21 protein-coding genes are annotated in these 21643 nt (G+C 69.5%); 6 read left to right on the forward strand and 15 right to left on the reverse strand.

Translation table 11 applies throughout. The annotated features are described in order from the left end of the window. From K2X24_RS06000 to queE, 3 genes are all read right to left on the reverse strand, one after another. The coding region (locus K2X24_RS06000; protein WP_292495676.1) for a 7-cyano-7-deazaguanine synthase at positions 1-356 on the reverse strand (356 nt) is incomplete at its 3' end. Positions 357-370: 14 nt separating this feature from the next. Continuing rightward, complete coding sequence (queD, locus tag K2X24_RS06005; RefSeq protein ID WP_292495680.1) at positions 371-733, reverse strand: 6-carboxytetrahydropterin synthase QueD; 363 nt, start codon at positions 731-733, stop codon at positions 371-373. Positions 734-769: 36 nt separating this feature from the next. Continuing rightward, positions 770-1402, reverse strand: coding sequence for a 7-carboxy-7-deazaguanine synthase (gene queE, locus K2X24_RS06010; protein WP_292495681.1), 633 nt, complete (start codon positions 1400-1402; stop codon positions 770-772). 354 nt (positions 1403-1756) lie between these two features. Here queE and K2X24_RS06015 point away from each other — a divergent pair, with 354 nt between their 5' ends. The 3 genes from K2X24_RS06015 to K2X24_RS06025 all read left to right on the forward strand — a co-directional run bounded on the left by K2X24_RS06015 (position 1757) and on the right by K2X24_RS06025 (position 5537). Continuing rightward, on the forward strand, positions 1757-3310 hold the full coding sequence (locus K2X24_RS06015; RefSeq protein ID WP_292495684.1) for a D-alanyl-D-alanine carboxypeptidase family protein: 1554 nt from the start codon (positions 1757-1759) through the stop codon (positions 3308-3310). A 96-nt stretch (positions 3311-3406) separates the two neighbouring features. Continuing rightward, complete coding sequence (locus tag K2X24_RS06020) at positions 3407-4528, forward strand: GTP-binding protein (RefSeq protein ID WP_292495686.1); 1122 nt, start codon at positions 3407-3409, stop codon at positions 4526-4528. Positions 4529-4643: 115 nt separating this feature from the next. Further along, positions 4644-5537 (forward strand): hypothetical protein, encoded by an 894-nt coding sequence (locus tag K2X24_RS06025; protein ID WP_292495689.1) that lies wholly within the window; start codon positions 4644-4646, stop codon positions 5535-5537. Between the two features lie 6 nt (positions 5538-5543). Here K2X24_RS06025 and K2X24_RS06030 read toward each other — a convergent pair whose 3' ends face one another. The 5 genes from K2X24_RS06030 to K2X24_RS06050 all read right to left on the reverse strand — a co-directional run bounded on the left by K2X24_RS06030 (position 5544) and on the right by K2X24_RS06050 (position 9555). After that, on the reverse strand, positions 5544-5858 hold the full coding sequence (locus K2X24_RS06030) for an HPr family phosphocarrier protein (protein ID WP_243912692.1): 315 nt from the start codon (positions 5856-5858) through the stop codon (positions 5544-5546). A 115-nt stretch (positions 5859-5973) separates the two neighbouring features. Next, complete coding sequence (locus K2X24_RS06035; RefSeq protein WP_238276371.1) at positions 5974-6375, reverse strand: PTS sugar transporter subunit IIA; 402 nt, start codon at positions 6373-6375, stop codon at positions 5974-5976. 125 nt (positions 6376-6500) lie between these two features. Further along, positions 6501-7013: an HPr kinase/phosphorylase gene (locus K2X24_RS06040; RefSeq protein WP_292495694.1), complete on the reverse strand. Its 513-nt coding sequence runs from the start codon at positions 7011-7013 to the stop codon at positions 6501-6503. A 17-nt stretch (positions 7014-7030) separates the two neighbouring features. Beyond that, complete coding sequence (locus K2X24_RS06045) at positions 7031-8743, reverse strand: sensor histidine kinase (RefSeq protein WP_292495748.1); 1713 nt, start codon at positions 8741-8743, stop codon at positions 7031-7033. A 101-nt stretch (positions 8744-8844) separates the two neighbouring features. After that, on the reverse strand, positions 8845-9555 hold the full coding sequence (locus tag K2X24_RS06050) for a response regulator transcription factor (RefSeq protein ID WP_055947774.1): 711 nt from the start codon (positions 9553-9555) through the stop codon (positions 8845-8847). Between the two features lie 341 nt (positions 9556-9896). Between K2X24_RS06050 and K2X24_RS06055 the strand changes: the two genes are divergently transcribed. The 3 genes from K2X24_RS06055 (at position 9897) to lepA (ending at position 14684) form a co-directional block, all read left to right on the forward strand. Further along, positions 9897-10733 (forward strand): DUF2470 domain-containing protein, encoded by an 837-nt coding sequence (locus K2X24_RS06055; protein ID WP_292495705.1) that lies wholly within the window; start codon positions 9897-9899, stop codon positions 10731-10733. Positions 10734-11034: 301 nt separating this feature from the next. Next, on the forward strand, positions 11035-12714 hold the full coding sequence (locus tag K2X24_RS06060; RefSeq protein WP_292495706.1) for a methyl-accepting chemotaxis protein: 1680 nt from the start codon (positions 11035-11037) through the stop codon (positions 12712-12714). Positions 12715-12878: 164 nt separating this feature from the next. Then, positions 12879-14684: a translation elongation factor 4 gene (lepA, locus tag K2X24_RS06065; RefSeq protein ID WP_238276355.1), complete on the forward strand. Its 1806-nt coding sequence runs from the start codon at positions 12879-12881 to the stop codon at positions 14682-14684. A 6-nt stretch (positions 14685-14690) separates the two neighbouring features. On the opposite strand, the gene K2X24_RS06070 is transcribed toward lepA, so the two are convergent. The 7 genes from K2X24_RS06070 to K2X24_RS06100 form a co-directional block, all read right to left on the reverse strand. Then, positions 14691-15098 carry a hypothetical protein gene (locus tag K2X24_RS06070; RefSeq protein ID WP_292495709.1) on the reverse strand — a complete coding sequence of 136 codons (408 nt, stop codon included), beginning with the start codon at positions 15096-15098 and terminating at the stop codon, positions 14691-14693. 15 nt (positions 15099-15113) lie between these two features. Continuing rightward, on the reverse strand, positions 15114-16121 hold the full coding sequence (locus tag K2X24_RS06075; RefSeq protein ID WP_292495711.1) for an inorganic phosphate transporter: 1008 nt from the start codon (positions 16119-16121) through the stop codon (positions 15114-15116). A gap of 4 nt (positions 16122-16125) precedes the next feature. Next, positions 16126-16782, reverse strand: coding sequence for a DUF47 domain-containing protein (locus tag K2X24_RS06080; protein ID WP_292495714.1), 657 nt, complete (start codon positions 16780-16782; stop codon positions 16126-16128). A 646-nt stretch (positions 16783-17428) separates the two neighbouring features. Further along, the gene (locus tag K2X24_RS06085; protein ID WP_292495715.1) at positions 17429-18565 is read right to left on the reverse strand and encodes a GGDEF domain-containing protein; all 1137 of its coding nucleotides are present in this window, start codon (positions 18563-18565) and stop codon (positions 17429-17431) included. A gap of 106 nt (positions 18566-18671) precedes the next feature. Continuing rightward, on the reverse strand, positions 18672-19073 hold the full coding sequence (locus tag K2X24_RS06090) for a hypothetical protein (RefSeq protein WP_292495751.1): 402 nt from the start codon (positions 19071-19073) through the stop codon (positions 18672-18674). A gap of 172 nt (positions 19074-19245) precedes the next feature. Then, positions 19246-19632, reverse strand: coding sequence for a hypothetical protein (locus tag K2X24_RS06095; protein ID WP_292495718.1), 387 nt, complete (start codon positions 19630-19632; stop codon positions 19246-19248). Positions 19633-19698: 66 nt separating this feature from the next. Beyond that, positions 19699-21558: a methylmalonyl-CoA mutase subunit beta gene (locus K2X24_RS06100; RefSeq protein WP_292495720.1), complete on the reverse strand. Its 1860-nt coding sequence runs from the start codon at positions 21556-21558 to the stop codon at positions 19699-19701. Between the last annotated feature and the right edge of the window lie 85 nt (positions 21559-21643).

Genomic DNA, 21643 nt, shown 5'->3' on the forward strand with positions numbered 1-21643 from the left:
GCCGCGAAGGTGAGGAACAGCAGGTTGCGTCCCGGCACGAAGGTGTTGGGCAGGCCGCCATCCGCGAAGGCGATGGCGGTGTCGCGGGTCAGCGCCGTCTCGGAGACTTGGCCGAGGGCGTCGAGGGCGAGCGTATGGTCGTCCCCGAGCCGCGCCGCCCATTCGGGCTTCAGGGTCGCGATCCCCCGGCGCAGGGTGTCCCGGCAATCGAGTTCGATGCGGTGGCGCTGGCCGTAATCGAAGCCGAGGGTCTCGACCCGGTCGAAGCGCGCGAGCGCCCAGGCGAGGCAGGTGGTGGAATCCTGCCCGCCCGAGAACAGGACCAGGGCGCCCCCGCCCATCGCCGGGTCCCTCATCGCCGGGTTCCTCATCACAAGGCATCGCCCTCGTACTCGGCCCAGGACATCGGCGTCTCGTAGACCTTTACGGAGGAGAGGGCCGGCAGCGCCGCCTTGGTGCGCTCCCAGATCCAGGCCGCGATGTGCTCGGCGGTGGGGTTCTCCAGCCCCTCGATCTCGTTGAGGCAGTAATGGTCGAGGCGGGCCAGCACCGGCGCGAAGGCGTGCTCCACGTCGAAGAAATCCACCACCCAGCCGGTGGCCGGGTCGACGGCGCCCGAGAGGGTGAGTTCGACCCGGTAGGAATGCCCGTGCATGCGGTGGCAGCGATGGGTCTCGGGCACGTTCGGCAGGCGGTGGGCCGCCTCGAAGGTGAAGGCTTGCGTGATCTTCATTGCGAAAACTTCATGCTGCGAGCGGAGTTAGGAGCCTCACGGGATCCCGATGATCTTGTGCGTCTGGAGCGAGAGGCGCCAGCGCGCGTCGCGCCGGCAATAGGCGACCGCCTCGGCGGTGTTGGCGAGCCGCTCCGGCCCGTCCATCGGCTGGAGCCAGTGGTGGCGGAAGTCGAGCTCCGCAAAGGCCTCCGGGAGGGCCTCGGCTTGCGGGAACACGAGCTTCAGCTCGTGTCCGCTGCGCTGCACGATCGGGTTGCCGGCCTTCGGGCTGACGCAGATCCAATCGATGCCCGCGGGCGCGGGAAGCGTGCCGTTGGTCTCCACCGCGACCTCGAACCCGCGCGCATGAACGGCGGCGATGAGGGCGGGATCAAGCTGCAGCAGGGGTTCGCCGCCGGTGAAGACCACGTAGCGGTGTCGCGGGCCACCCTCCCAGGTGCGCGCGATCGCGTCCGCGAGGTCGTCCGATGTCGGGAAGCGCCCGCCGCCCGTGCCATCCATGCCGATGAAATCGGTGTCGCAGAAGGTGCAGGCGGCGGTGGCGCGGTCCTCCTCGCGGCCGGACCAGAGATTGCAGCCGGAGAACCGGCAGAACACCGCCGCCCGCCCCGCCTGCGCGCCCTCGCCCTGGAGGGTGTGGAAAAGTTCCTTGACTGCGTACGCCATCACGATCCCGCGCCGACCGGGCCCTGCCGGGCTGCGACGCTCCGAATTTCGAAATACCCTGACCGACGCATCGCACATAGGCGTGACGGCCATCCGGGGCCACGGACAGGCCGCGGACCGTACCCATGCGCCGAACGCGATCATACCATGAAACCGCCCGGATCTCGCATCCGCGAAGCGTTTTGCCATGCTCTCGCCACGGAACGCCGGTTGTTAGGCGTTCAGTCACGGCCAAGTCGTACCACGCTTGACGACGAATTTCCGTCGGCCTGCCTCAAGCTTGGCCGTTGACCGGCCGACCCGCGCGGGCCGATATTCGTCGGGCCGGGGGCATACCTTCTTGAGACGGGTCAGATGTCGAACGGATTGTTGAGGCGCCTGGCCGCTTGCCTGGCGATGGCGGCGAGTGTGCTGGCCGCCGCGCCGGCGGGTGCCGTGACATCGCCGATCCTCGTGGTGGAGGTCGATTCCGGCAAGGTGATCTACGGGCAGGCGGCCACCGATCCGTGGTTCCCGGCCTCGATCACCAAGCTGATGACCACCTACGTCGCCCTCGACCTCGTGCGGCAGGGCCGGCTCTCCCTCGATTCGCTGATCACGATCTCGGCCGCCGCCGCCGCCGAGCCGCCCTCGAAGATGGGCTTCCGGCCGGGCACCAAGCTCACCCTCGACAATGCCCTCAAGATCATCATGGTCAAGTCGGCCAACGATGTCGCGTGGGCGATCGGTGAGAATCTCGGTGGCTCCATCGAGGGCTTCGCCCAGATGATGAACGAGACCGCCCAGCGCATCGGCATGCGCGAGAGTCGCTGGACCAACCCCAACGGCCTGCCCGATGCCCGGCAATGGACGACGGCCCGCGACATGGCGATCCTCGGCCGCGCCCTCATCCGCGACTTTCCCGAAAGCCGCGCCCTGTTCTCCATCAGCGCCATCCAGTTCGGCCGCTCGGTGATGGCCAACCACAACGGCCTTCTGGGCCGCTATGCCGGCGCGGACGGCATGAAGACCGGGTTCATCTGCTCGGGGGGCTTCAACGTGGTGGCGAGCGCCACCCGCAACGGGCGTCGCATCATCACCGTGGTGATGGGCCAGCCGAGCGCCCGCGAACGCGACCTCAAGGCCTTCGACCTGTTCGATTACGGATTCTCGCAGAGCGCCGGCTGGACCGCCCAGACCCTCGACGCGCTGCCGACCTCCAACCTCGGCGAGCCGCCGGACCTGCGGCCCTACATCTGCGACAAGCGCAAGGCCCTGCCCGTCGACGAGGGCCAGGGGGCCATCACGGCGAGCGCCGGAGCGGCCGGCGCCAGCGCCGACAACGCCAACGCCCAGCTGATGGCCGCCGCCGCGCCGCCCTCCGCCGCGCTCGCCTTCGCCACCATGAACAGCGCGGCCCTGCGCAACCGCGCCCTGCCGCCGCGCGCGCCGCTGCAGCCGATCCTGGTCTGGATCGGCCGCGATCCCGCCGAGGGTGCCATCGCGCTCAACGAGCAGGAGGAAGCCGAGAAGGCGGAGAAGGCCGCCAAGCTCGCCGAGGCGCGCAAGGCGAAGCTGGAGGCGATCGCGGCCAAGCGCGAGGCCGCCCAGGCGGCCCGGCAGGCCAAGGGACCGGCGGCCGCCCCCGCCAAGGCGGCCAAGCCGGAGGCGAAGAAGGCCCTGGCCCGCGGCAAGGGCGGCGTCCCCGCTACGGCGAGCGCCTTCGCCCCCGCGGAATCCACCCCCGTCATGGAGGGCGCGCCCAAGCTGAAGGTCGATACGGTCCGCAAGCCGGCCGCGAAAGCCGCGGTGAAGCCCCAGGCCAAGCCGGAGGCGAAGGCGAAGCCCGCCGCCAAAGCCTCGAGCGCGAAGCCCGCGACGGCGGGCAAATCCACCCGGTCGGCGAGCAAGACTCAGGCGGACGACTGACCCACCCGTGCCCGGACGCACCCGGCGATTGGCGGTGTTATAATATTACATCGCCGCAGGATTGAGCGGCGCGTCCCGGAAGGCTAGGTCAGGGACATGACCGACCTGTCAAAGCCCGATCCCCGCGCGCCCGAGCCGATTCCGCTCACCGTCCTCACCGGGTTTCTCGGCGCGGGCAAAACGACCCTGCTGAACCGGATGCTGCGCGATCCGGCGCTCACCGACACGGTGGTGATCGTCAACGAGTTCGGCGAGATCGGTCTCGACCACCTGCTCATCGAGACGATCGACGAGGGCATGGTCCTGCTCGGCGCCGGCTGCCTCTGCTGCACCGTGCGCGGCGATCTCATCGCCACCCTCGAAGATCTGCTGCGCAAGCGCGACAACGGCCGCATCCAGCCCTTCCGCCGGGTAGTGATCGAGACGACGGGCCTCGCCGACCCCGCCCCGATCCTGCACGCGCTGATCTACCATCCCTATCTCGTCATCCGGTATCGCCTGCAGGGCGTCGTCACCGTGGTGGACGCGGTGAACGGGGCCTCGACCCTCGACGCCCACGCGGAGGCGGTGCGGCAGGTGGCCGTGGCCGACCAGATCGTCGTCACGAAGCGCGATCTGGCGGGCGAGGACGGCGCCGCGCTGGAAGCACGGTTGCGGGCCCTGAACCCCTCGGCTCCGTTCCGGGACGCGTCCGTGCCGCCGCACGCCCTTCTCGGCGGCCTGTTCGGCCTCGACGGAAAGAGCGACGACGTGCGCGCCTGGCTCGGCGCCGAGGCCGAGCGGGCCGAGCATGATCATCACGCCCATGGGCACCATCACGGCCACCACCATCACGACGTGAACCGGCACGATGCCGCGATCCGGGCCTTCAGCCTGACCAGCGACGCACCGGTGCCGCGCGCGGCCTTCGAGATGTTCCTGGACCTGCTGCGCTCCAGCCACGGCCCGAACCTCCTGCGCCTCAAGGGGTTGGTCGCCCTCGCGGACGCGCCGGAACGACCCCTCGTGGTGCACGGGGTCCAGCACGTCATCCATGCGCCCGTGCATCTCGCGGCCTGGCCGGACGCCGATCACCGCTCGCGCCTCGTGCTCATCGTGCGCGACCTCGACCCGGCCTTCGTCACCCGCCTGTGGGACGCCTTCCTCGGCCGCCCGCGCGTCGACGGCCCCGACGCCGCGGCGCTCACGCAAAATCCCCTCGCGATTCCCGGCGGCTGAGACCGCGCTCGCTGTCCGGAATCGGGCGGTCCCGTTCTTGAAGCCTGAACCCCACAGGGCGCCTCACGGCGCGAGAGTGTCCCGCATCGGGACGCATTCGGGATCGGATCGAGACATGAGACACCGCTTCACGGTCATCGATGGCGGCGCATCGCCGATCGACGCGGTGGTCGAGGCCGTCGCGGACGAGGCGCCCGTGGCCTGGCGCGTCGACCTGCACCGGGCGGCTTCCATCGGCGCGGACGAGATCGCGGCGTGGCGGGCGCTGCTCGCGCGTGCCGCCGTCGCGGATCCCGTCCGGGCCGACCCGGACTACCTCCTCTCGGCGGCCCAGCATCAGGCGGGTGGGCGGGACCTCGTCTTCGCCCTGGCCTGGGCGGTGGGGAACGGTCCGGACCGGCTCGGTGCCGTGATTCCCCTGGCCATGCCGCATACGCTCTTCGGGCATGGCCGGATCGTGGTCTGGCAGCCCTATGGCAGCGCGCTCGCTCCGACCTTCGCGCCCGGCAACGTCGAGCCGGTCCGCACGGCGCTGGCGACCGCGCTGCAGGCGATCCGTCCCCGCGCGACCCTGGAGCTCGACACGCCGGCCGCTGCGGCGATCCCGGAGGCCGGGCCGGCGTCCCGTCTCCGGGCCGTGACCGCGCGCGGCACGATCCCGGCGCACAGCCTCGTCGGCGTGCGTCCCGTTCATGCGCCCGAGTTTGCTAACGTCGAGCCTGACCGCGTCGAGCGTGTGCGTGATCCGATTCAGGTGCGAGACGCGGTGGAGGCCTTTCTTCTGCTCGATGCCGAGGCGTCGTCCGCGCCCATCATCGGCGACCCCTCCGAGGCCGCGATGGTGCGGGTGGTGACGCGCCTGTTCGCCCGCCGCAATCAGGTCACGGTGACGCTGACCCGGCGCGCGGACAGGGTCGTCGCGGCCACGATCACCCTCGGCGCGGGTGCGTCCGCCTTGGTCTGGCGTCGGGCGGACGCCGTGCCGGAGCGTCTCGAGCGCTCGGCCTGAACGGGGCTACTCGTCCTCGCCGAACTTGTTGGCGAGGAGGTCGCTGATGGCCTGCATGCAGGCCTCGGCGTCGCTGCCCGAGGCCACCACCGCGATGGAGGTGCCCTGCGCCGCGCCCAGCGTCAGCAATCCCATGATGGAGCGTCCCCCCACCGTCTCGCCGGAGCGTGTCACGGTGACGGCGGCATCGAAGCGCTCCACCGTCTGCACGAACTTGGCGGAGGCCCGCGCGTGCAGGCCACGCCGGTTGATGATCGGGAGCACCTGGATCAGACCACCCTCGGGCACGGTCGGCAGGTCGTCGATGTCGTCGTCGCTCATGGGCGTTGGCCGTCCCCTCCGTGGCGTCCCGCGCCGCTTGGCGCGGCTCCGGCGGGCCCGCTGGCGGAGCGGAGCCTTGGAATGGCTGTAAGCTGTGGCGCGAGGGGAAGGAAGGCTATTTGCCCGCGAGCACGCGGGACGCGACGTTGATGTACTTCCGGCCCGCTTCCTGTGCGTGCAGGACAGCCTCGCCGAGGGGCTCGGCGTCGCGCACGCTGGCGAGCTTGATCAGCATTGGCAGGTTGATGCCGGCCACCACCTCGACTTCGCCGCCGTTCATGCACGAGAGGGCGAGGTTCGAGGGCGTGCCGCCGAACATGTCCGTGAGCACCACGACACCCTTGCCGCTGTTGACGCGGCTGACCGCATTCATGATGTCCAGCCGGCGCAGCTCCATATCGTCCTCGGGACCGATGGTGATGGTCTCGATCTGTTTCTGCGGCCCGACGACGTGCTCAAGGGCAGCCTTGAACTCCGTTGCCAGCAGCCCGTGTGTGACGAGCACCATTCCAATCATCGACGCGGGTTCCAACGCCTTGTGAGCGGAGCCGCCATCTTGTGCAGCGCAAGGTCGAGCGCAAGGCGAATGCGGCATTTTGTGTGCTCGAACGTCATGATCATGCCACGGTGGTGGCCCCGGCGCTACGGTTCGGTGCCGGGCGACAGGATCAGAACGGGGGCCTGCGGCATGCGGGCCACGCCGGGGCACCCCGCGAGCGCGTCGAGCACGAGGCGTGGGCCCAGTCCGGCGCGCAGCATCGCATGGTCGAGTACGAGGCCCGGCCGGGTGAGGCCGAGCAGGGTTACCTCGCGCATCGGTGCCTCGGGGAGGCGCGGGCAGGCCTCCACGAGGTCGACCACGAGGTGGACCGGGACATCGGCCAAGGTTTTTGCGACCGGCACGAGGCCGAGGCCGCGCACCTCGATGCGGGAACCGAGCGCGGGGTGCGGTCGGGCCAGGATCCGTTCGTCCTCGCGCATGAGGCCGACCCGATCGTCGCCGACGAGACCGGCGCTTCCATGCGCTGCGTCGACACGGTCGAGGAGCAGCAGGGCGAGGCTCGACTTGCCGGCCCCCGACGCCCCCCGGATCAGGACGCCGGCGCCGTCGACGGCCACGCAACTCGCGTGAACCCACGCGACGGCATCCGGCATCGGGGGGCCGTCCGCGCTCAGCGGGCCGCCGCCGGAAGGCGCACGATGAAGCGGGCGCCCCGCACGGTGGGCTCGCCCTCCTCGTCGGCGGGGCCCGGCCGGTTCTCGGCCCGGATCGTGCCCCGGTGGGCCTGGACGATCTGGCGGGAGATGGAGAGGCCGAGGCCGGAATTCTGGCCGAAGCCCTGCTCGGGGCGATCCGTATAGAAGCGCTCGAAGATGCGTTCCAGGGCGTGCTCGGGGATGCCCGGCCCTTCGTCCTCGACGATCAGCTCCACGTCGTTGCGGACGCGGCGAAGGGCCACCCGCACCTTGGCGTCGGGGGGCGAGAACGAGCGGGCGTTGTCGAGGAGGTTGTTGACCACCTGGCCCAGCCGGCTGTCATGCCCGAAGATCGTCAGGGGCGATTCCCCTTCGCCGGCCGGCGCGTCGACGTCGAACTGAATCGGGGCGTCCTTCGGGCGCCGGCGCTCGTTGGCCACCGAGACCACGGTGGTCATCAGCTTGCGCATGTCGACGCGGCGCGCCTCCGCGCGGGCAAGCTCGGCATCCAGGCGCGAGGCGTCCGAAATGTCGGAGATCAGCCGGTCGAGGCGCTTCACGTCGTGCTGGATGATCGCCAGCAGCCGGGTGCGCGAATCGTCGGATTTCGCCAGCGGCAGGGTCTCGACGGCGCTGCGCAGCGAGGTCAGCGGGTTCTTCAACTCGTGGCTGACGTCCGCCGCGAAGCTCTCGATGGCGTCGATGCGCCGGTAGAGCGCCTGGGTCATGTCGCGCAGGGCGCCCGAGAGGTGGCCGATCTCGTCGGTGCGGCTCGTGAAGTCGGGGATCTCCTCCCGCGACTTGATGCCGAGCCGCACCTTCTCGGCCGCATCCGCGAGGCGCCGCACCGGCCCCGCGATGGCGCCGGCGAGCAGGATGGACAGGACCAGCATCACGGCCGCCGCGATCAGGAACACCTGGAGCAGGCCGAAGCGCTCCGAGGCGATGACCCGGTCGATGTCGCCCCCTTGCGTCGAGAGCATCAGGGCGCCGCGGACGGAATTCGCCCGTTGGATCGGCACCGCGACGGACACGATGGTCTCCCCGGCCGGATTGCGCCGCACGATGTTGCCGCGCGCGCCGCCGAGCGCCACCTGCACCTCCTTGAGGCTGCGCCCGCTGGCGGGGCCGACATCCTCGGTGACACCGGGGGACGGCGTGCTCCCGGCGAACTTCGACTGCACGGCCTCCCAGGCCTTCTCCAGCCACGTGCTCTTGCGCGGGCGGACATCCGGATCGCTGCGGCTCATCTCGCCCCGGGCCGAGAGGGTACGGGTATCGAACAGGAGGCCGCCTTCCTGGTCGTAGACCCGGGCGCGGTTGCCCGTCGGCGTGATCAGCCGGCGCAGCAGCGGGGCCACCCGCTCGGGGTTCAGGGAGAAGGTGAGGGGGGAGGAGGGCTCCTCGGCCTCACCGGCCTGGAGCTGGAGCAGCTTGTCGGGGTCGATCCGGATCGCGTCGGTCTCGACCGAGGCCGACGAGGCGATGGCGCCCGCGATGATCTCGCCCTGGATCAGCAGGCTCTGCACCCGGGCCTGAATCAGCCCCTGGCGGAACTGGTTCAGGTAGAGGAAGCCGAACAGCAGGGCGATCAGCCCGACGAGGTTGAGCACGACGATGCGTCGCGTCAGGCTCGACGAGGCCCGCTGACCGATCCCGTTCCAGATCTGGCGCGGCCATCCCAGCATGCCGCGCGACGGGGGTTCGGCTTGGTCGGTGGTGGCCACGGGCGTCCGGTGGTGAGGGAACAGCGTTGCGGGGAGGGGGCGCCTGAGGCCCGGGCGGGCGCTCAGCTCTCCTTGAAGCGGTAGCCGACGCCGTAGAGCGTCTCGATCATGTCGAAGCTCGTGTCGGTCACCTTGAACTTCTTGCGCAGGCGCTTGATGTGGCTGTCGATGGTCCGGTCGTCCACGTAGACCTGATCGTCGTAGGCCGCGTCCATCAGGGCGTTGCGGCTCTTCACGACGCCGGGCCGGTGCGCCAGGGCCTGGAGAATCAGGAACTCCGTCACCGTCAGGGTGACGGGCTCGCCCTTCCAGGTGCAGGTGTGGCGCTCGGGGTCCATCATCAGGAGGCCGCGCTCCAGGGAGCGGGCGGCGGCATCGGCCTCGCGGGCGGCGGCGCCCGGGCCGTCCTTCGGGGCGAAGCGGCGCAGCACGGCCTTCACGCGCTCGACCAGCAGGCGCTGCGAGAACGGCTTATGGATGAAATCGTCGGCGCCCATCTTGAGGCCGAACAGCTCGTCGATCTCTTCGTCCTTCGAGGTCAAGAAGATCACAGGAAGGTCGGATTTCTGCCGCAGACGCCTGAGAAGCTCCATCCCGTCCATGCGCGGCATCTTGATGTCGAAGATCGCGAGGTCCGGCGGGGAATGCTTCAGGCCGTCCAGCGCCGAGGCGCCGTCGGTGTAGGTCTGGATGCGGTAGCCTTCGGTCTCGAGGGCGATCGAGACGGAGGTGAGGATGTTTCGGTCGTCGTCCACGAGGGCGATGGTCGGCATGCGCGTGTCCTGTTGCTCGGATGCGGATCGGCGGACGTCTGATGGCGCCCACCCCTCCGCATCCCACCCCGTCCCCCGTCGCGGACGGTGGGCAGGGATCGGCAAAAACGCGGTGGCGACCGTGCCGGGGAGGCGGGCCGCGTTCGCGCGGAGAGTCAGGCTGTGTAATGACTCTGTGCGATAAAAGCGAGCGACCTCGGTCGTTTGTTCGTTTGCGGCTTGACTGATGCCAACGGGCCGCAGTCCGGCGCCCTCGTACGGAGCCCGAAACCCTGGCTATGATCGCCCGGCTGAACGCGGCCTGAGCGCCGGTTCGCGGGCATCGAATCGGGGGAGTATCCATGGCCGAGGGCGAGACGAACACGGGGGGCGAGCGGCGCGGGCCGGCGGTGCCGCTGCCGGCGGCCGAGGCGCCCTTCGACGCGATCGGGCTGGCCCGCCATCTTCTGCGCTCGATCCGCTCGGGCGCGCTCGCCACCCTCGATCCGGAGGACGGGACGCCCTTCGTCTCCCTGGTGACCATCGCGACGGATGTCGACGGCACCCCCCTGATGCTGCTCTCGCGTCTCTCGGCGCACACCCGCAACCTGCTGGCCGACCCGCGCGCCTCGCTGCTGTTCAGTGCCGGCGGCAAGGGCGACCCGCTCGCGCATCCGCGCCTGACGGTGACGGGGCGCGTGACGCAGACGGCCGATCCGCGCGCCCGCGCCCGCTTCGTCGCGCGGCATCCGAAATCCAAGCTGTACGCGGACTTTCCGGATTTCGGGTTCTTCGCCCTGGAGCCGGGCGCCGGGCATCTCAACGGGGGCTTTGCCAAGGCCGCCGTGCTGAGGGCGGATGAACTGCGCCTCGATCTCGCGGGCGCCGAAGGGCTCGTGGCCGGCGAGGCCGGCGCCGTCGAGCACATGAACGCGGACCACGCCGACGCCCTCGCGCTCTACGCCGTCGCCTCCGGTGCCGAGCCGGGCCCCTGGCGCCTCACCGGCCTCGATCCGGAGGGCATGGACCTCCTGGCCGCCGACCGGACCGCGCGGGTGCTCTACCCGGAGCCCGTCCGCGAGATGGGAGCCTTGCGCAAGGTGCTGGTGACGATGGCGGCACAAGCGCGGGAAACCGGTGCCGCCGGGGCGACTCGGCTCGAAGCGCAGGACCCGCAGGAGCCGTCCCCGAAGCCTTGATATCAGCGCGGATCGCTCGCCGAACCAAAGGAGCCCGATCCGTCGTCTCGCCGGGGTATTTCGTCCGGCAGCGGCGGATTTTTGCTGCGCACATCGCCCGCCCTTACGTCATGCGGTCCCTTCGAAACCGAACATATCCTGCGTGACCCGTCGCGCCAACGTTCGCCTTCGCGGGTGATATCGTCGGAATACTGATGTTCGACGTCATCGAAGATGTTTGGCGTGTCGTCGAATATCTTAACCGGACAGAAGGAGATTGCTTACAAATATAGCAGGAAGAATAATGACAGGACGGGGATGAATGGCCGGGTTGAGTTCGATTCGCGCGCGCCTGATCGCGCTGCTCACGGCCCTGGCCCTACTCGTCGCGGGCGGACTCGGCGGCGGCTGGTGGGGCATCATGTCGATGCACGATACGGTGGCGACGATCCACGACGATCGCGTGGTACCGCTGCGTGATCTGAAGGCTGTCTCCGACTTCTACGCCGTCCGCATCGTCGATACGTCGCACAAGGTCCGCGACGGTGGCGTGGCATGGTCCACGGGCCTGCGGGACGTGGAGACCGCTCTCGCGATGATCGAGAAGCGGTGGTCCGCCTTCAAGGCCACGGCGATGAGCGCGCATGAGACGGCTCTGTCACTCGAAGCCGAGCGTTTGATGCGACGGGCCACACCCACGGTCGAGGCGCTGGTCGACTTGCTCAGGAGTCAGGACGCGTCGGGCCTGAAGGCGTTCACGGCCAGGGATCTCTATCCCGCGATCGACCCGATCTCGGAGGCGATCAGCAAGCTCGTGGACCTGCAACTCGACATCGCGGATTCCGAGGCGAAGCGGTCGGACTGGATCTACGGGCTGCTGTCGGTCGGGTTCCTTACGGTGGCGGCCATCGGCTTCGTGGCAATCAGCATCGCGGCGCGCACCGTCTGGAGCGGCGTGTCCGTGCCGCTCGGCCGCATCGCCGATCAGATGCAGAGGCTGGCGGGCGGCGACCTGACGCTCGTCGTCGGCGACATACACAAGCGCGACGAGATCGGGACGCTGGCCCGCGCGCTCCAAGTCTTCCAGGGATCGCTGATCGCCAAGCGCGACGCCGATGCCGCAATCGCCCGCGAAGCCGACGACAAGATGCGGCGCGTCCAGCGTCTCGACGCCCTGACCCGGAGCTTCGAGGCCGACGTATCCAGCCTGAGCGAGGGTGTCTCTTCGGCCGCCACCGAGATGGAGGCGACAGCCGCCGCGATGTCCGGCACCGCGAACGAGACCAACCTGCAATCGGTCAGCGTCGCGAGTACCGCGCAGCAGACGTCGGCCAACGTGCAGACTGTGGCGGCGGCCACCGAGGAACTCGCAGCGTCCGTGCAGGAGATCGCCGGGCAGGTGGCGCATTCCTCCAGCGCGGCGGCAGCGGCGGGGCGGGAAGCGGAGCGCACGGATGCGATCATGCGGACCCTGGCGGCGGGGACACGCCGGATCGGCGATGTCGTCGGCCTGATCTCCGGCATCGCCTCGCAGACGAACCTCCTGGCCCTCAATGCGACCATCGAGGCGGCACGCGCGGGCGAGGCGGGACGCGGCTTCGCGGTGGTGGCGACCGAGGTGAAGGCGCTCGCGGAGCAGACGACGCGCGCCACCGGGGAAATCGCTTCGCAGATCACGACCCTCCAGACCGAGACGGAGGCAGCGGTGAGCGCGATCGCCGCGATCGGTCGGACGATCGGCGAAATGAACGCGATCGCGAGTGGGGTCGCCGCCGCGATGGAGGAGCAGGGCGCGGCCACGCGGGAGATCGCGCGCAACGTGCAGGAGGCCGCTCGGGGCACCCAGTCCGTCACGGAGACGATCATGTCGGTGCGGGACGGGGCGAGCGGAACGGGCGCGGCGGCGGCTCAGGTCCTGGGAGCGGCGCAGGAACTGTCGCGAACCTCCGAGCAGATGCGCCGGCAAGTGAACGCCTTCCTGTCGGAGGTTCGTGCGGCGTAAGGCCCCCGATCGGGCCCGCCCGGCCGAGGCATCGCCGGTGGGCCCGCGCTTGGCGCAGGGGGCCGGCGCTGCTATCTGCGGCGTTCCAGTTTCCCATTCCCAAGAAACCGTGCGCCGGGTTCGTCTCAGACGGCGGGCCGCGCGCGCCGGAGATCGAATCCTCGATGACCACGTCCCCCATCGACAACATCCGCAACTTCTCCATCGTCGCGCATATCGACCACGGCAAGTCGACGCTGGCCGACCGGCTGATCCAGACCACCGGCACGGTGGCGCTGCGCGACATGAGCGAACAGATGCTCGACTCGATGGACATCGAGAAGGAGCGCGGCATCACCATCAAGGCGCAGACCGTGCGCCTGGAATACCGGGCCGAAGACGGCAAGGACTACATCCTCAACCTGATGGACACGCCCGGCCACGTGGACTTCGCCTACGAGGTGTCGCGGAGCCTGGCCGCCTGCGAAGGCTCGTTGCTGGTGGTGGATGCGAGCCAGGGCGTCGAGGCGCAGACGCTCGCCAACGTCTACCAGGCCCTCGATGCCAACCACGAGATCGTGCCCGTCCTCAACAAGATCGACCTGCCGGCGGCCGAGCCCGAGCGCATCCGCGCCCAGATCGAGGAGGTGATCGGCATCGACGCCTCCGAGGCCGTGGCGATTTCGGCCAAGAGCGGCCTCAACATCGAGGCGGTGCTGGAGGCCATCGTCACCCGCCTGCCGCCCCCGAAGGGCGACCGCGACGCGCCCCTGAAGGCGCTGCTGGTCGACAGCTGGTACGACGTCTATCTCGGCGTCGTCGTGCTGGTGCGAATCGTCGACGGCGTTCTGAAGAAGGGCATGAACATCCGCATGATGCGGGCCGACGCCGTGCACGGCGTCGACAAGATCGGCGTGTTCCGACCCAAGATGGCCGATATCGGCGAACTCGGCCCCGGTGAGGTCGGCTTCTTCACCGGTTCGATCAAGGAGGTGGCCGACACCCGCGTCGGCGACACGCTCACGGAAGACAAGCGCCCCTGCAAGGAGATGCTGCCGGGCTTCAAGGACGTGCAGTCGGTGGTGTTCTGCGGGCTCTTCCCCGTGGACGCGGCCGAGTTCGAGACCCTGCGCAGCGCGATGAGCAAGCTCCGGCTCAACGACGCCTCGTTCTCCTACGAGATGGAGACCAGCGCGGCGCTCGGCTTCGGCTTCCGCTGCGGCTTCCTCGGGCTGCTGCACCTCGAGATCATCCAGGAACGCCTGGAGCGCGAGTTCAACCTCGACCTGATCTCGACGGCGCCTTCCGTGGTCTACCGCCTGCAGATGACGGACGGCACGATCAAGGAGCTGCACAACCCGGCCGACATGCCGGACGTGATGAAGATCACGGCGATCGAGGAGCCCTGGATCCGCGCCACCATCCTCACGCCCGACGAGTATCTCGGCGGCGTGCTCAAGCTGTGCCAGGACCGGCGCGGCACGCAGGTCGACCTGAACTACGTCGGAAAACGCGCCATGGTCGTCTACGACCTGCCGCTGAACGAGGTGGTGTTCGACTTCTACGACCGCCTGAAGTCGATCTCGAAGGGCTACGCCAGCTTCGACTACCACATCTCCGATTACCGCGAAGGCGACCTCGTGAAGATGTCGATCCTCGTGAACGCCGAGCCCGTGGACGCGCTCTCCATGCTCGTCCATCGCACCCGCGCCGAGCATCGCGGCCGGGCCATGTGCGAGAAGCTGAAGGACCTCATCCCCCGCCACCTGTTCCAGATCCCGGTCCAGGCGGCCTTGGGCGGCAAGATCATCGCCCGCGAGACCATCAAGGCCCTTTCCAAGGACGTGACCGCCAAGTGCTACGGCGGCGACATCTCCCGCAAGCGCAAGCTCCTCGACAAGCAGAAGGAGGGCAAGAAGAAGATGCGCCAGTTCGGCAAGGTCGAGATCCCGCAGGAGGCGTTCATCGCCGCCCTGAAGATGGACGATTGACCCGTTTCAGATCAGGCGCGGCTCGCCCGTCAGCAGCTTGAGCGGTCGGGCCAGCTTCTTCGAGAGGCGCCCGACCGGCTCGACCGTGACGTCCTCGCCGCTCGCCGCCTCGACGATGGCCAGGGCCACCGCTTCCGAGGGCGTGAGCACCGCGTAGACGCGCAAGGCTTCGCGCCGACGCTTGACGCCGACGAGGAAGGCATGCGCCTTGGGGGAGGGCGCCTTGGCCGGCTTCAGCTTCAGGGATGGCGCCTTGGGTGGAGGGGCTTCTAATCCCGGCGCCTTCGCCTGTTGGAGTTTCGCGTCCTGGGTTTTCGCCTTCAGGGCTTTGGGTTCGGCCTTCGTCCGTGCGACCGTCCGCGGCGTGATCTTCTTCGGCGCCGCCTTGGCGCCTTTCGAGGATGAGGACGGCACGGCGAACCCGATCGTTTAGCGGAACAGGGTGGTGACGGCGTAGCAGGCCGCCGAGACCAGTCCCGCCGCCGGCAGGGTCAACACCCAGGCGACGACGATGTTGCTGGCAATTCCCCAACGCACGGCGGAGGTCCGGCGTGCCGCGCCGACACCGACGATCGCTCCCGTGATCGTGTGGGTGGTCGAGACCGGCACCCCCGCGAAGGTCGCGGCGAAGAGCGTGATCGCACCGCCGGTCTCGGCGCAGAAGCCCTGCATCGGATTGAGCCGCGTCAGCTTCGAGCCCATCGTGTGAACGATGCGCCAGCCCCCGCTGAGGGTGCCGAGCGCGATGGCGCCGTGGCAGGAGAGCACGACCCAGAGGGGGACATGGAACTCGCCCCCGAGATACCCTTGCGAGTAGAGCAGGAGGGCGATGATCCCCATGGTCTTCTGTGCGTCGTTGCCGCCATGCCCCAGGGAGTAGAGGGAAGCGGAGGCGAATTGCAGGATGCGGAACGTGCGGTCGACCCCGAAGGGCGTCGCGCGCCGGCAGATCCAGGAGACGATCAGCACCAGCAGCAGCGCCAGCAGGAAACCCACGAGCGGCGAGAGCACGATGGCCGCCGCCGTCTTCAGGACCCCGCTCCAGACCACGGCGCTGAGCCCGACCTTCGCCAGGCCCGCCCCCAGGAGACCGCCCACGAGCGCGTGCGACGAACTCGACGGAATGCCGAAGATCCAGGTGACGACGTTCCAGACGATCGCGCCGACGAGAGCGCTGAAGATCACCTGCGGGGTCACGATTCCCGCGTCGATGATGCCTGTGCCGAGCGTCTGGGCGACGTGCAGGCCGAAGAACAGGAACGCGATGAAATTGAAGAACGCGGCCCAGAGCACCGCGTATTGCGGCCGCAGCACCCGCGTCGACACGATGGTGGCGATGGAATTGGCCGCGTCGTGCAGGCCGTTCAGAAAATCGAACAGCAGCGCGACCGCGATCAGGCCGACGAGGAGCGGGAAGGCGAGGGTGACTTCGGTCATCGCCTCAAACGTTCTCGATCACGATGCCGCTGATCTCGTTGGCGACGTCCTCGAAACGGTCGACGACATCCTCCAGGTGGCCGTAGATCTCGGCGCCGATCAGGTACGCCATGGTGTCGCCGTCGCCGCCATCCTTGCGGTGGGCCTGGTAGAGGGCCTTGAGACCGCGCTCCTGCATCTCGTCCGAGCGCCCCTCCACTCGGGTGATCTGCTCGGTCAAGGTGTTCAGGCGCACCGCGTGCTTGTCGATCGCGGTGAGCAAGGGGATCGCTTCGGCGGTGAGGCGCGCCGCCTCGATCACGGTGCCACCCATCTCGCGCATCAGGGGCTCGAAGCTGCGTACCTCGTAGAGCGCGATCGTCTTCACCGTCTTGTTCATCTGGTCGATGGCATCGTCCATCGACTGGATCAGGTCTTTGATGTCGCCCCTGTCGAAGGGGGTGATGAAGCTGCGGCGCACCGCCAGGAGCACCTCGGCGGTGATCCCGTCGGCCTCGTGCTCGCGATCCACGATGACCTGGCAGTAGCGCGGCACGGACTCACCGCCCTCCAGCACGCCCTGGAGCGCTTCGGCCCCGGCGACCAGCGTCTGGGAATGCCGCGCGAACAGGTCGAAGAAGCGATCCTCCCTGGGCATCAGGGCCTTGAACCAGCCGAGCATTCACGAACTCCCATGACGGTCCGGATGCCGGACGCCGCCGTCGCATCTCAAATTCGGGTGAAGGCGGACCGGCGGTCGCCGTACGCGGGACTAAACCCTTAACGGTGTTCGTGCGGTCTCGATATCGCCTCATGTGGTAATGCCCGTGCCTTTCGCGGGCCGTGTCTCCTGTGCGACAATTTTCGTGCGTCTTCGCGGCGACCCTTGGATTCGGTCGCGAACCACCGGCCGCCTGATTCTGCGAGACTGCCGAGCCGCCGTCGCATCGCGAATACGGGTGGATGCGGGCCGGCGGTCGCCGCACGCGGGACCGAATCCTTGATGGTGGTCTCGCCGTCCCGGTATCAACTTATGGGGTGATATCCCGGGACTTCGCTGGCAGCACCCCGCTCGCGAAGACCCGCGCCCGCCAGTTGGCCCGGTCGAGGTCCCGGCGCGGGTCGCGCAGGCGCGCCGAACTCTCGTTCAGGACGTGCGAGAGGACCGAGCGCTTCGGCCGGGGTGTTGCACAGCGCGTCGAGGTGATCCGTGGCCCGCGCGAGAGCCGCGTGGGTACGCCGGTGCCCGCTACGATCCCGCAGAGCGCGGCCTCACGCGCGCGGCTCGCCGCTCCGATCTCGGCGGTGCTGTGTCGCCTGAGCGTCGGTCATCGGCCGCCGCAATTCGCGCCGATGCCGGCCCGTGAGATATCCGGGTCCGCGAATGCGATCCGGCCGCGCCCGGCGGCCTTGGCGGCGTAGAGTGCTTTGTCCGCTCGGGGGAACAGGTCCGCGGACAGGGAATGACCGGCGCGGGCGATCCCCACGGAGGCACCGAAGCCGAGATGCGCGGTTCCGTGTGGAAAGGGGTGGCGCATCGCATGGACGATCCGCGCGCCGAGCGTTTCCGCGACGCTGCCGGCGGGGTCGTTCGTCACCAGCACGGCGAACTCGTCTCCGCCGATCCGAGCCACGAGATCGGCGCCGCGACAGGCCTCGTCGAGGCGCGCTGCGGCTTCCTTGAGGCAGGCGTCACCCGCGGCATGGCCGTACACGTCGTTGATCGCCTTGAAGCCGTCGAGGTCGATGAGCAGAAGGGTCCCGGTCTCGGGCAAGGCCGCGAGGTGCCGTTCGAAGGACGCCCGGTTGGCGAGGCCGGTGAGAAAGTCGAATTCCGCAAGGTGGCGGATTCGCTCGGAGCTGAGCCGCTCGTTCGTGATATCCTGCTTCAGGCCGAAGATGCGCACCGGCACGTCGCCCCGGCATTCCACAGTGGCGGTGATGCGGATCCAGCGCCGTGCGCCGCGTCGGCCAACGATCTCCGTATCGAGACTGAAGCTGGAGCGGCGGGCGATGGCCTCGCTGCGGGCGGCGACGAGCCGACGACGTGCCTCGTCGGTATAGCACCCGAGGGCGGTCGTGCGATCCGGTGTCGAACCACGCGGGAACTCGAACAGGTCGTAGACGGCGCCGCTCCAGCGAAGCGTCTCGCTCGGTAGATCGCATTCCCAGATGCCGATCCGCGCGGCGGTTGCGGCACGATCGAAGGTGGTTTGAACCTGTGAGAGGTGATCGGCCTGGGCCCTGATCAATGCGGCTTGCGCATCGATTTCGGCACGCAACGCGGCGATGGTGGCCGCATCGCGGGCATGCCGGGTCTCCGCCGCATCCATCACCCGATGCGCAAGATGGAGAGCGGCCGCGGAAAGCCCGAGCCCGGTACGGCCGAGAAATTCCGATCCGGGCTGCAAGGTCTCCCGCTCCGTTGCGTGCAGCCCCTGCGTGGCCGAGGGTGTGGAGACCATGCAGGATTGTTCCAGAGCCGCCAGGAACGCCTGCTTCGCTCAGGATCCCTGCGCGAAGACCATAGCAGAACCGAGGTTAAGACAATCGTCTTATCGGCACGCGATCCTACTCTGCCGGCTTGTCCGCCTCGGAGGCATCGCCCTTGTCGGCCGGAGGCTCGGCGCTGGCCATGGCCTTGCGCTCCAGCATGGGCTGCAGGCGCTCCGCGAGCTCCCGCCCGAGATGGCGGGTATAGGCATTCTGGAAGTAGCGCGTGCCGGTCCCGCGTCCGTAGAGCTGGTCATGCGCCCGGATCATCGCGTCGACTTCCGGACGGCAGAGGAAGCCCGTCACGCTCGCCGCCTCGTACCACCGGCCGGCGCGGGCATGGCGCGTGGCTGCGGGATTGGACAGCACCGTCTCGGCGAAGCAATCCGTCGCGGCCTTCTCCAGGGGCGACATCACCGCGTGGGGCTGCACGGGGTTGCGCCCGGCCGCGACCGCAACGCTGCCCAAACCGAACGTCATCGCCAACGCGCCGAACAGCAAAGCCTTCATCATGGGAAGCCCCGTGCCAAATCGATCTCGATTCGCCGCCAGTATTCCCTGCGGATTTGGTCCGGAGAAGGGCAGATCAGCGCGACGCATCCACTCGGAACGCGATGGCGCGGCGTTGTGGCCCGCTCACCACAAGCCCGGGTCAGCCCCGGCGCTCGGCGTTCCAGCGTCCGCTGCAGGCGATCAGGCCGGTGGTGGTCCAAGTACCGTTGCCGACGCCCTGCCGCCCCAGGCGACCCACCACGTCGGCGGCGTCGTTGCCGCGGGAGATCACGGCCCGCACCGCACCGTTCTGGGAGACCCGCCCGCTGATGTTGAACTCGCCGCCGGCATAGCTCGCCTCGCCGCGACGGATCTGGACGCCGTAGCGGTAGGCGCGATCGCAGGGGCCGTCGAGGGTGACCACCTCGATGCTCCAGGTGCCGTCGTAGCGATTCGGCACCTGGACCTTCTTCTTGGCGGCGTCCGCGACCCCGGCGGAGGCGGTCAGAAGGGCGAGGGTGGTCACCGCGAGGGCTGCGCGTCGCATGGGATTCCGTTCGTGTTTCGACTCGACTGGGCCAGGAACGACCGCGACGGCGCGTCGGTTGCGCGCCTACGCGTTCGTTGCGTGCGCCAGCGCTCCTTTCAGCAGCGCCAGAACGTCGCTGCCCGCGTTGAGATAGCCGTCGACGCCCGCCGCCGTTAAGGGTTCGGCGAGGTCGCCCGCCTTGCCGGCGAGGTAGAGCGTCGTCGCGCCCGCCGCTTTGAGGGCTTGGGCCGCCTCGACCGCGTGGGTGGCGTAGAGGGCGTCGGACGAGCACAGGCAGGCGATTCGGGCCCCCGAGGCGCGGAAGGCCTCGCCCAGGGCCGACGGATCGGTGAAGCCCTCCTGGTTGACCGCCTCGATGCCGCCGGCCGCGAAGGCATTGGCGGCGAACGTCGAGCGGGCGTTGAAGACGGCCACGGGTCCGAGATTGGCCAGGAACACCGATGGGCGGCGCCCATGTGCGGCCAGGGCTGCGTCGGAGGCGTCGCGCAGGGCCTCGTAGGGCTCGGCGAGGCGAAGCGAGGGCAGGGGGGGCGCGGTGATGGCCGCCCCGCCGCCGAAGCCGCCGGCCGGGGGGGCGGCTGCGGGGGCGACATCCAGCACCGTGACGGGCTTCTCGGCGAGGTAGGGGAACTCGCTGGCGCCGGTCAGCGCCTCGCGCCGGGTGGCGACGTTCCGGGCCCGGATCGCCTGCGTGGCGGCGATCCGCCCCTGGATCGCGCCGGCCTGCAGGCTCGCGACGATGCCGCCCTCGCGCTCGATTTCCTGGAACGCGGCCCAGGCCGCCGTGGTCAACTCGCCCGTCAGCGTCTCGAAGCTGCCGGCGCCGGCGGCCGGATCGGCGACGCGGGCGAGGTTGGATTCCTCGATGAGCACGATCTGGCTGTTGCGCACCACCCGGCGGGCGAAGGCGTCGCTCAGGCCCAGGGCGGCCGTGTAGGGCAGGGCGGTGATCGCGTCGGCGCCTCCGAGGCCCGCCGAGCAGGCGGCCATGGAGGTGCGCAGGATGTTCACGAAGGGGTCGCGACGGGTCATCATCCGCCAGGCGGTCTCGGCATGCAGGCGAAGCGGCTTGGGGGACAGGCCGCAAGCCGCTTCCACCCGGGCCCAGAGCCGGCGCATGGCCCGGAACTTGGCGATGGTGAGGAACTCGTCGGCATCGGCGGTGAGCAGGACCGCGACGGCATCCCGGGCGCGCTCCAGCGCGTGCCCGTTGGCCTCCAGGGCGCGCAGGTAGGCGACGGCGGTGGCGAGCACGGCGGCGAGCTCGGCGGCCTCGCTGGCCCCGGCCTCGTGGTAGGGCCGGCCGTCCGCGAGGCAGGCGCGGCCCGTGAAGCCCTCCGCATCGAAGGCCGCCAGGGTGCGGCCGAGTTCGGCCTCGTGATCCTCCGCCAGGGCGCCGCCGGCCGCCAGGGTGCCGATGGGGTCGAGGCCGAGGTCGAGGTCGAGGCCCTTCAGGGTCTCGCCGCGGGCCTTGACCATGTCCTTGATCAGGAGGGCGGCTTCGATCCCGCGCGCGCCTGCATCCAGGCGCGTGGCGATCAGGGGCAGCATCACGTTGCCGAGGGCCACGTCGAGGTCGGCGGCGTTCGTCGCGGTGAGGCCGTAGCCCCGCGCGGCGGGGGCGCCGGCGAAGACCAGTGTCAGGGCATCGGCGCCGCCCTCGAGATCGGCGAGGGCGAGGGCGCTCGCCTGGGCGCCGTCCGGGTGGTCGACCCGCTGGGAGACCCGCCAGGGGCCGGGGGCCCGCACGGGCTGCGCCACGGGCGCGGCGGCGTCGTAGAGGGGTTCGATGCGGATGCCGTCGGCCGTCTTCGAGACGAGGCGCTTCTCGAAATCCGCTCCCTTCAGCACACCGTCGACGAGGCCGAGCCAGCGCTCGCGGGTCGCGGGCGGAAACAGGTCGGCGAGGGGACGGTCTTCCATCGGGGCTGGCCTCCGCAGGTGCTTGGCTCCGGCCAAGCAGATTGGCTCCGGCCAAGCGCGGCCGGGCTGTCTTTCCGGACAGCCC

This window comes from Methylobacterium sp., assembly GCF_019750675.1.
Taxonomy (GTDB): Bacteria; Pseudomonadota; Alphaproteobacteria; order Rhizobiales; family Beijerinckiaceae; genus Methylobacterium.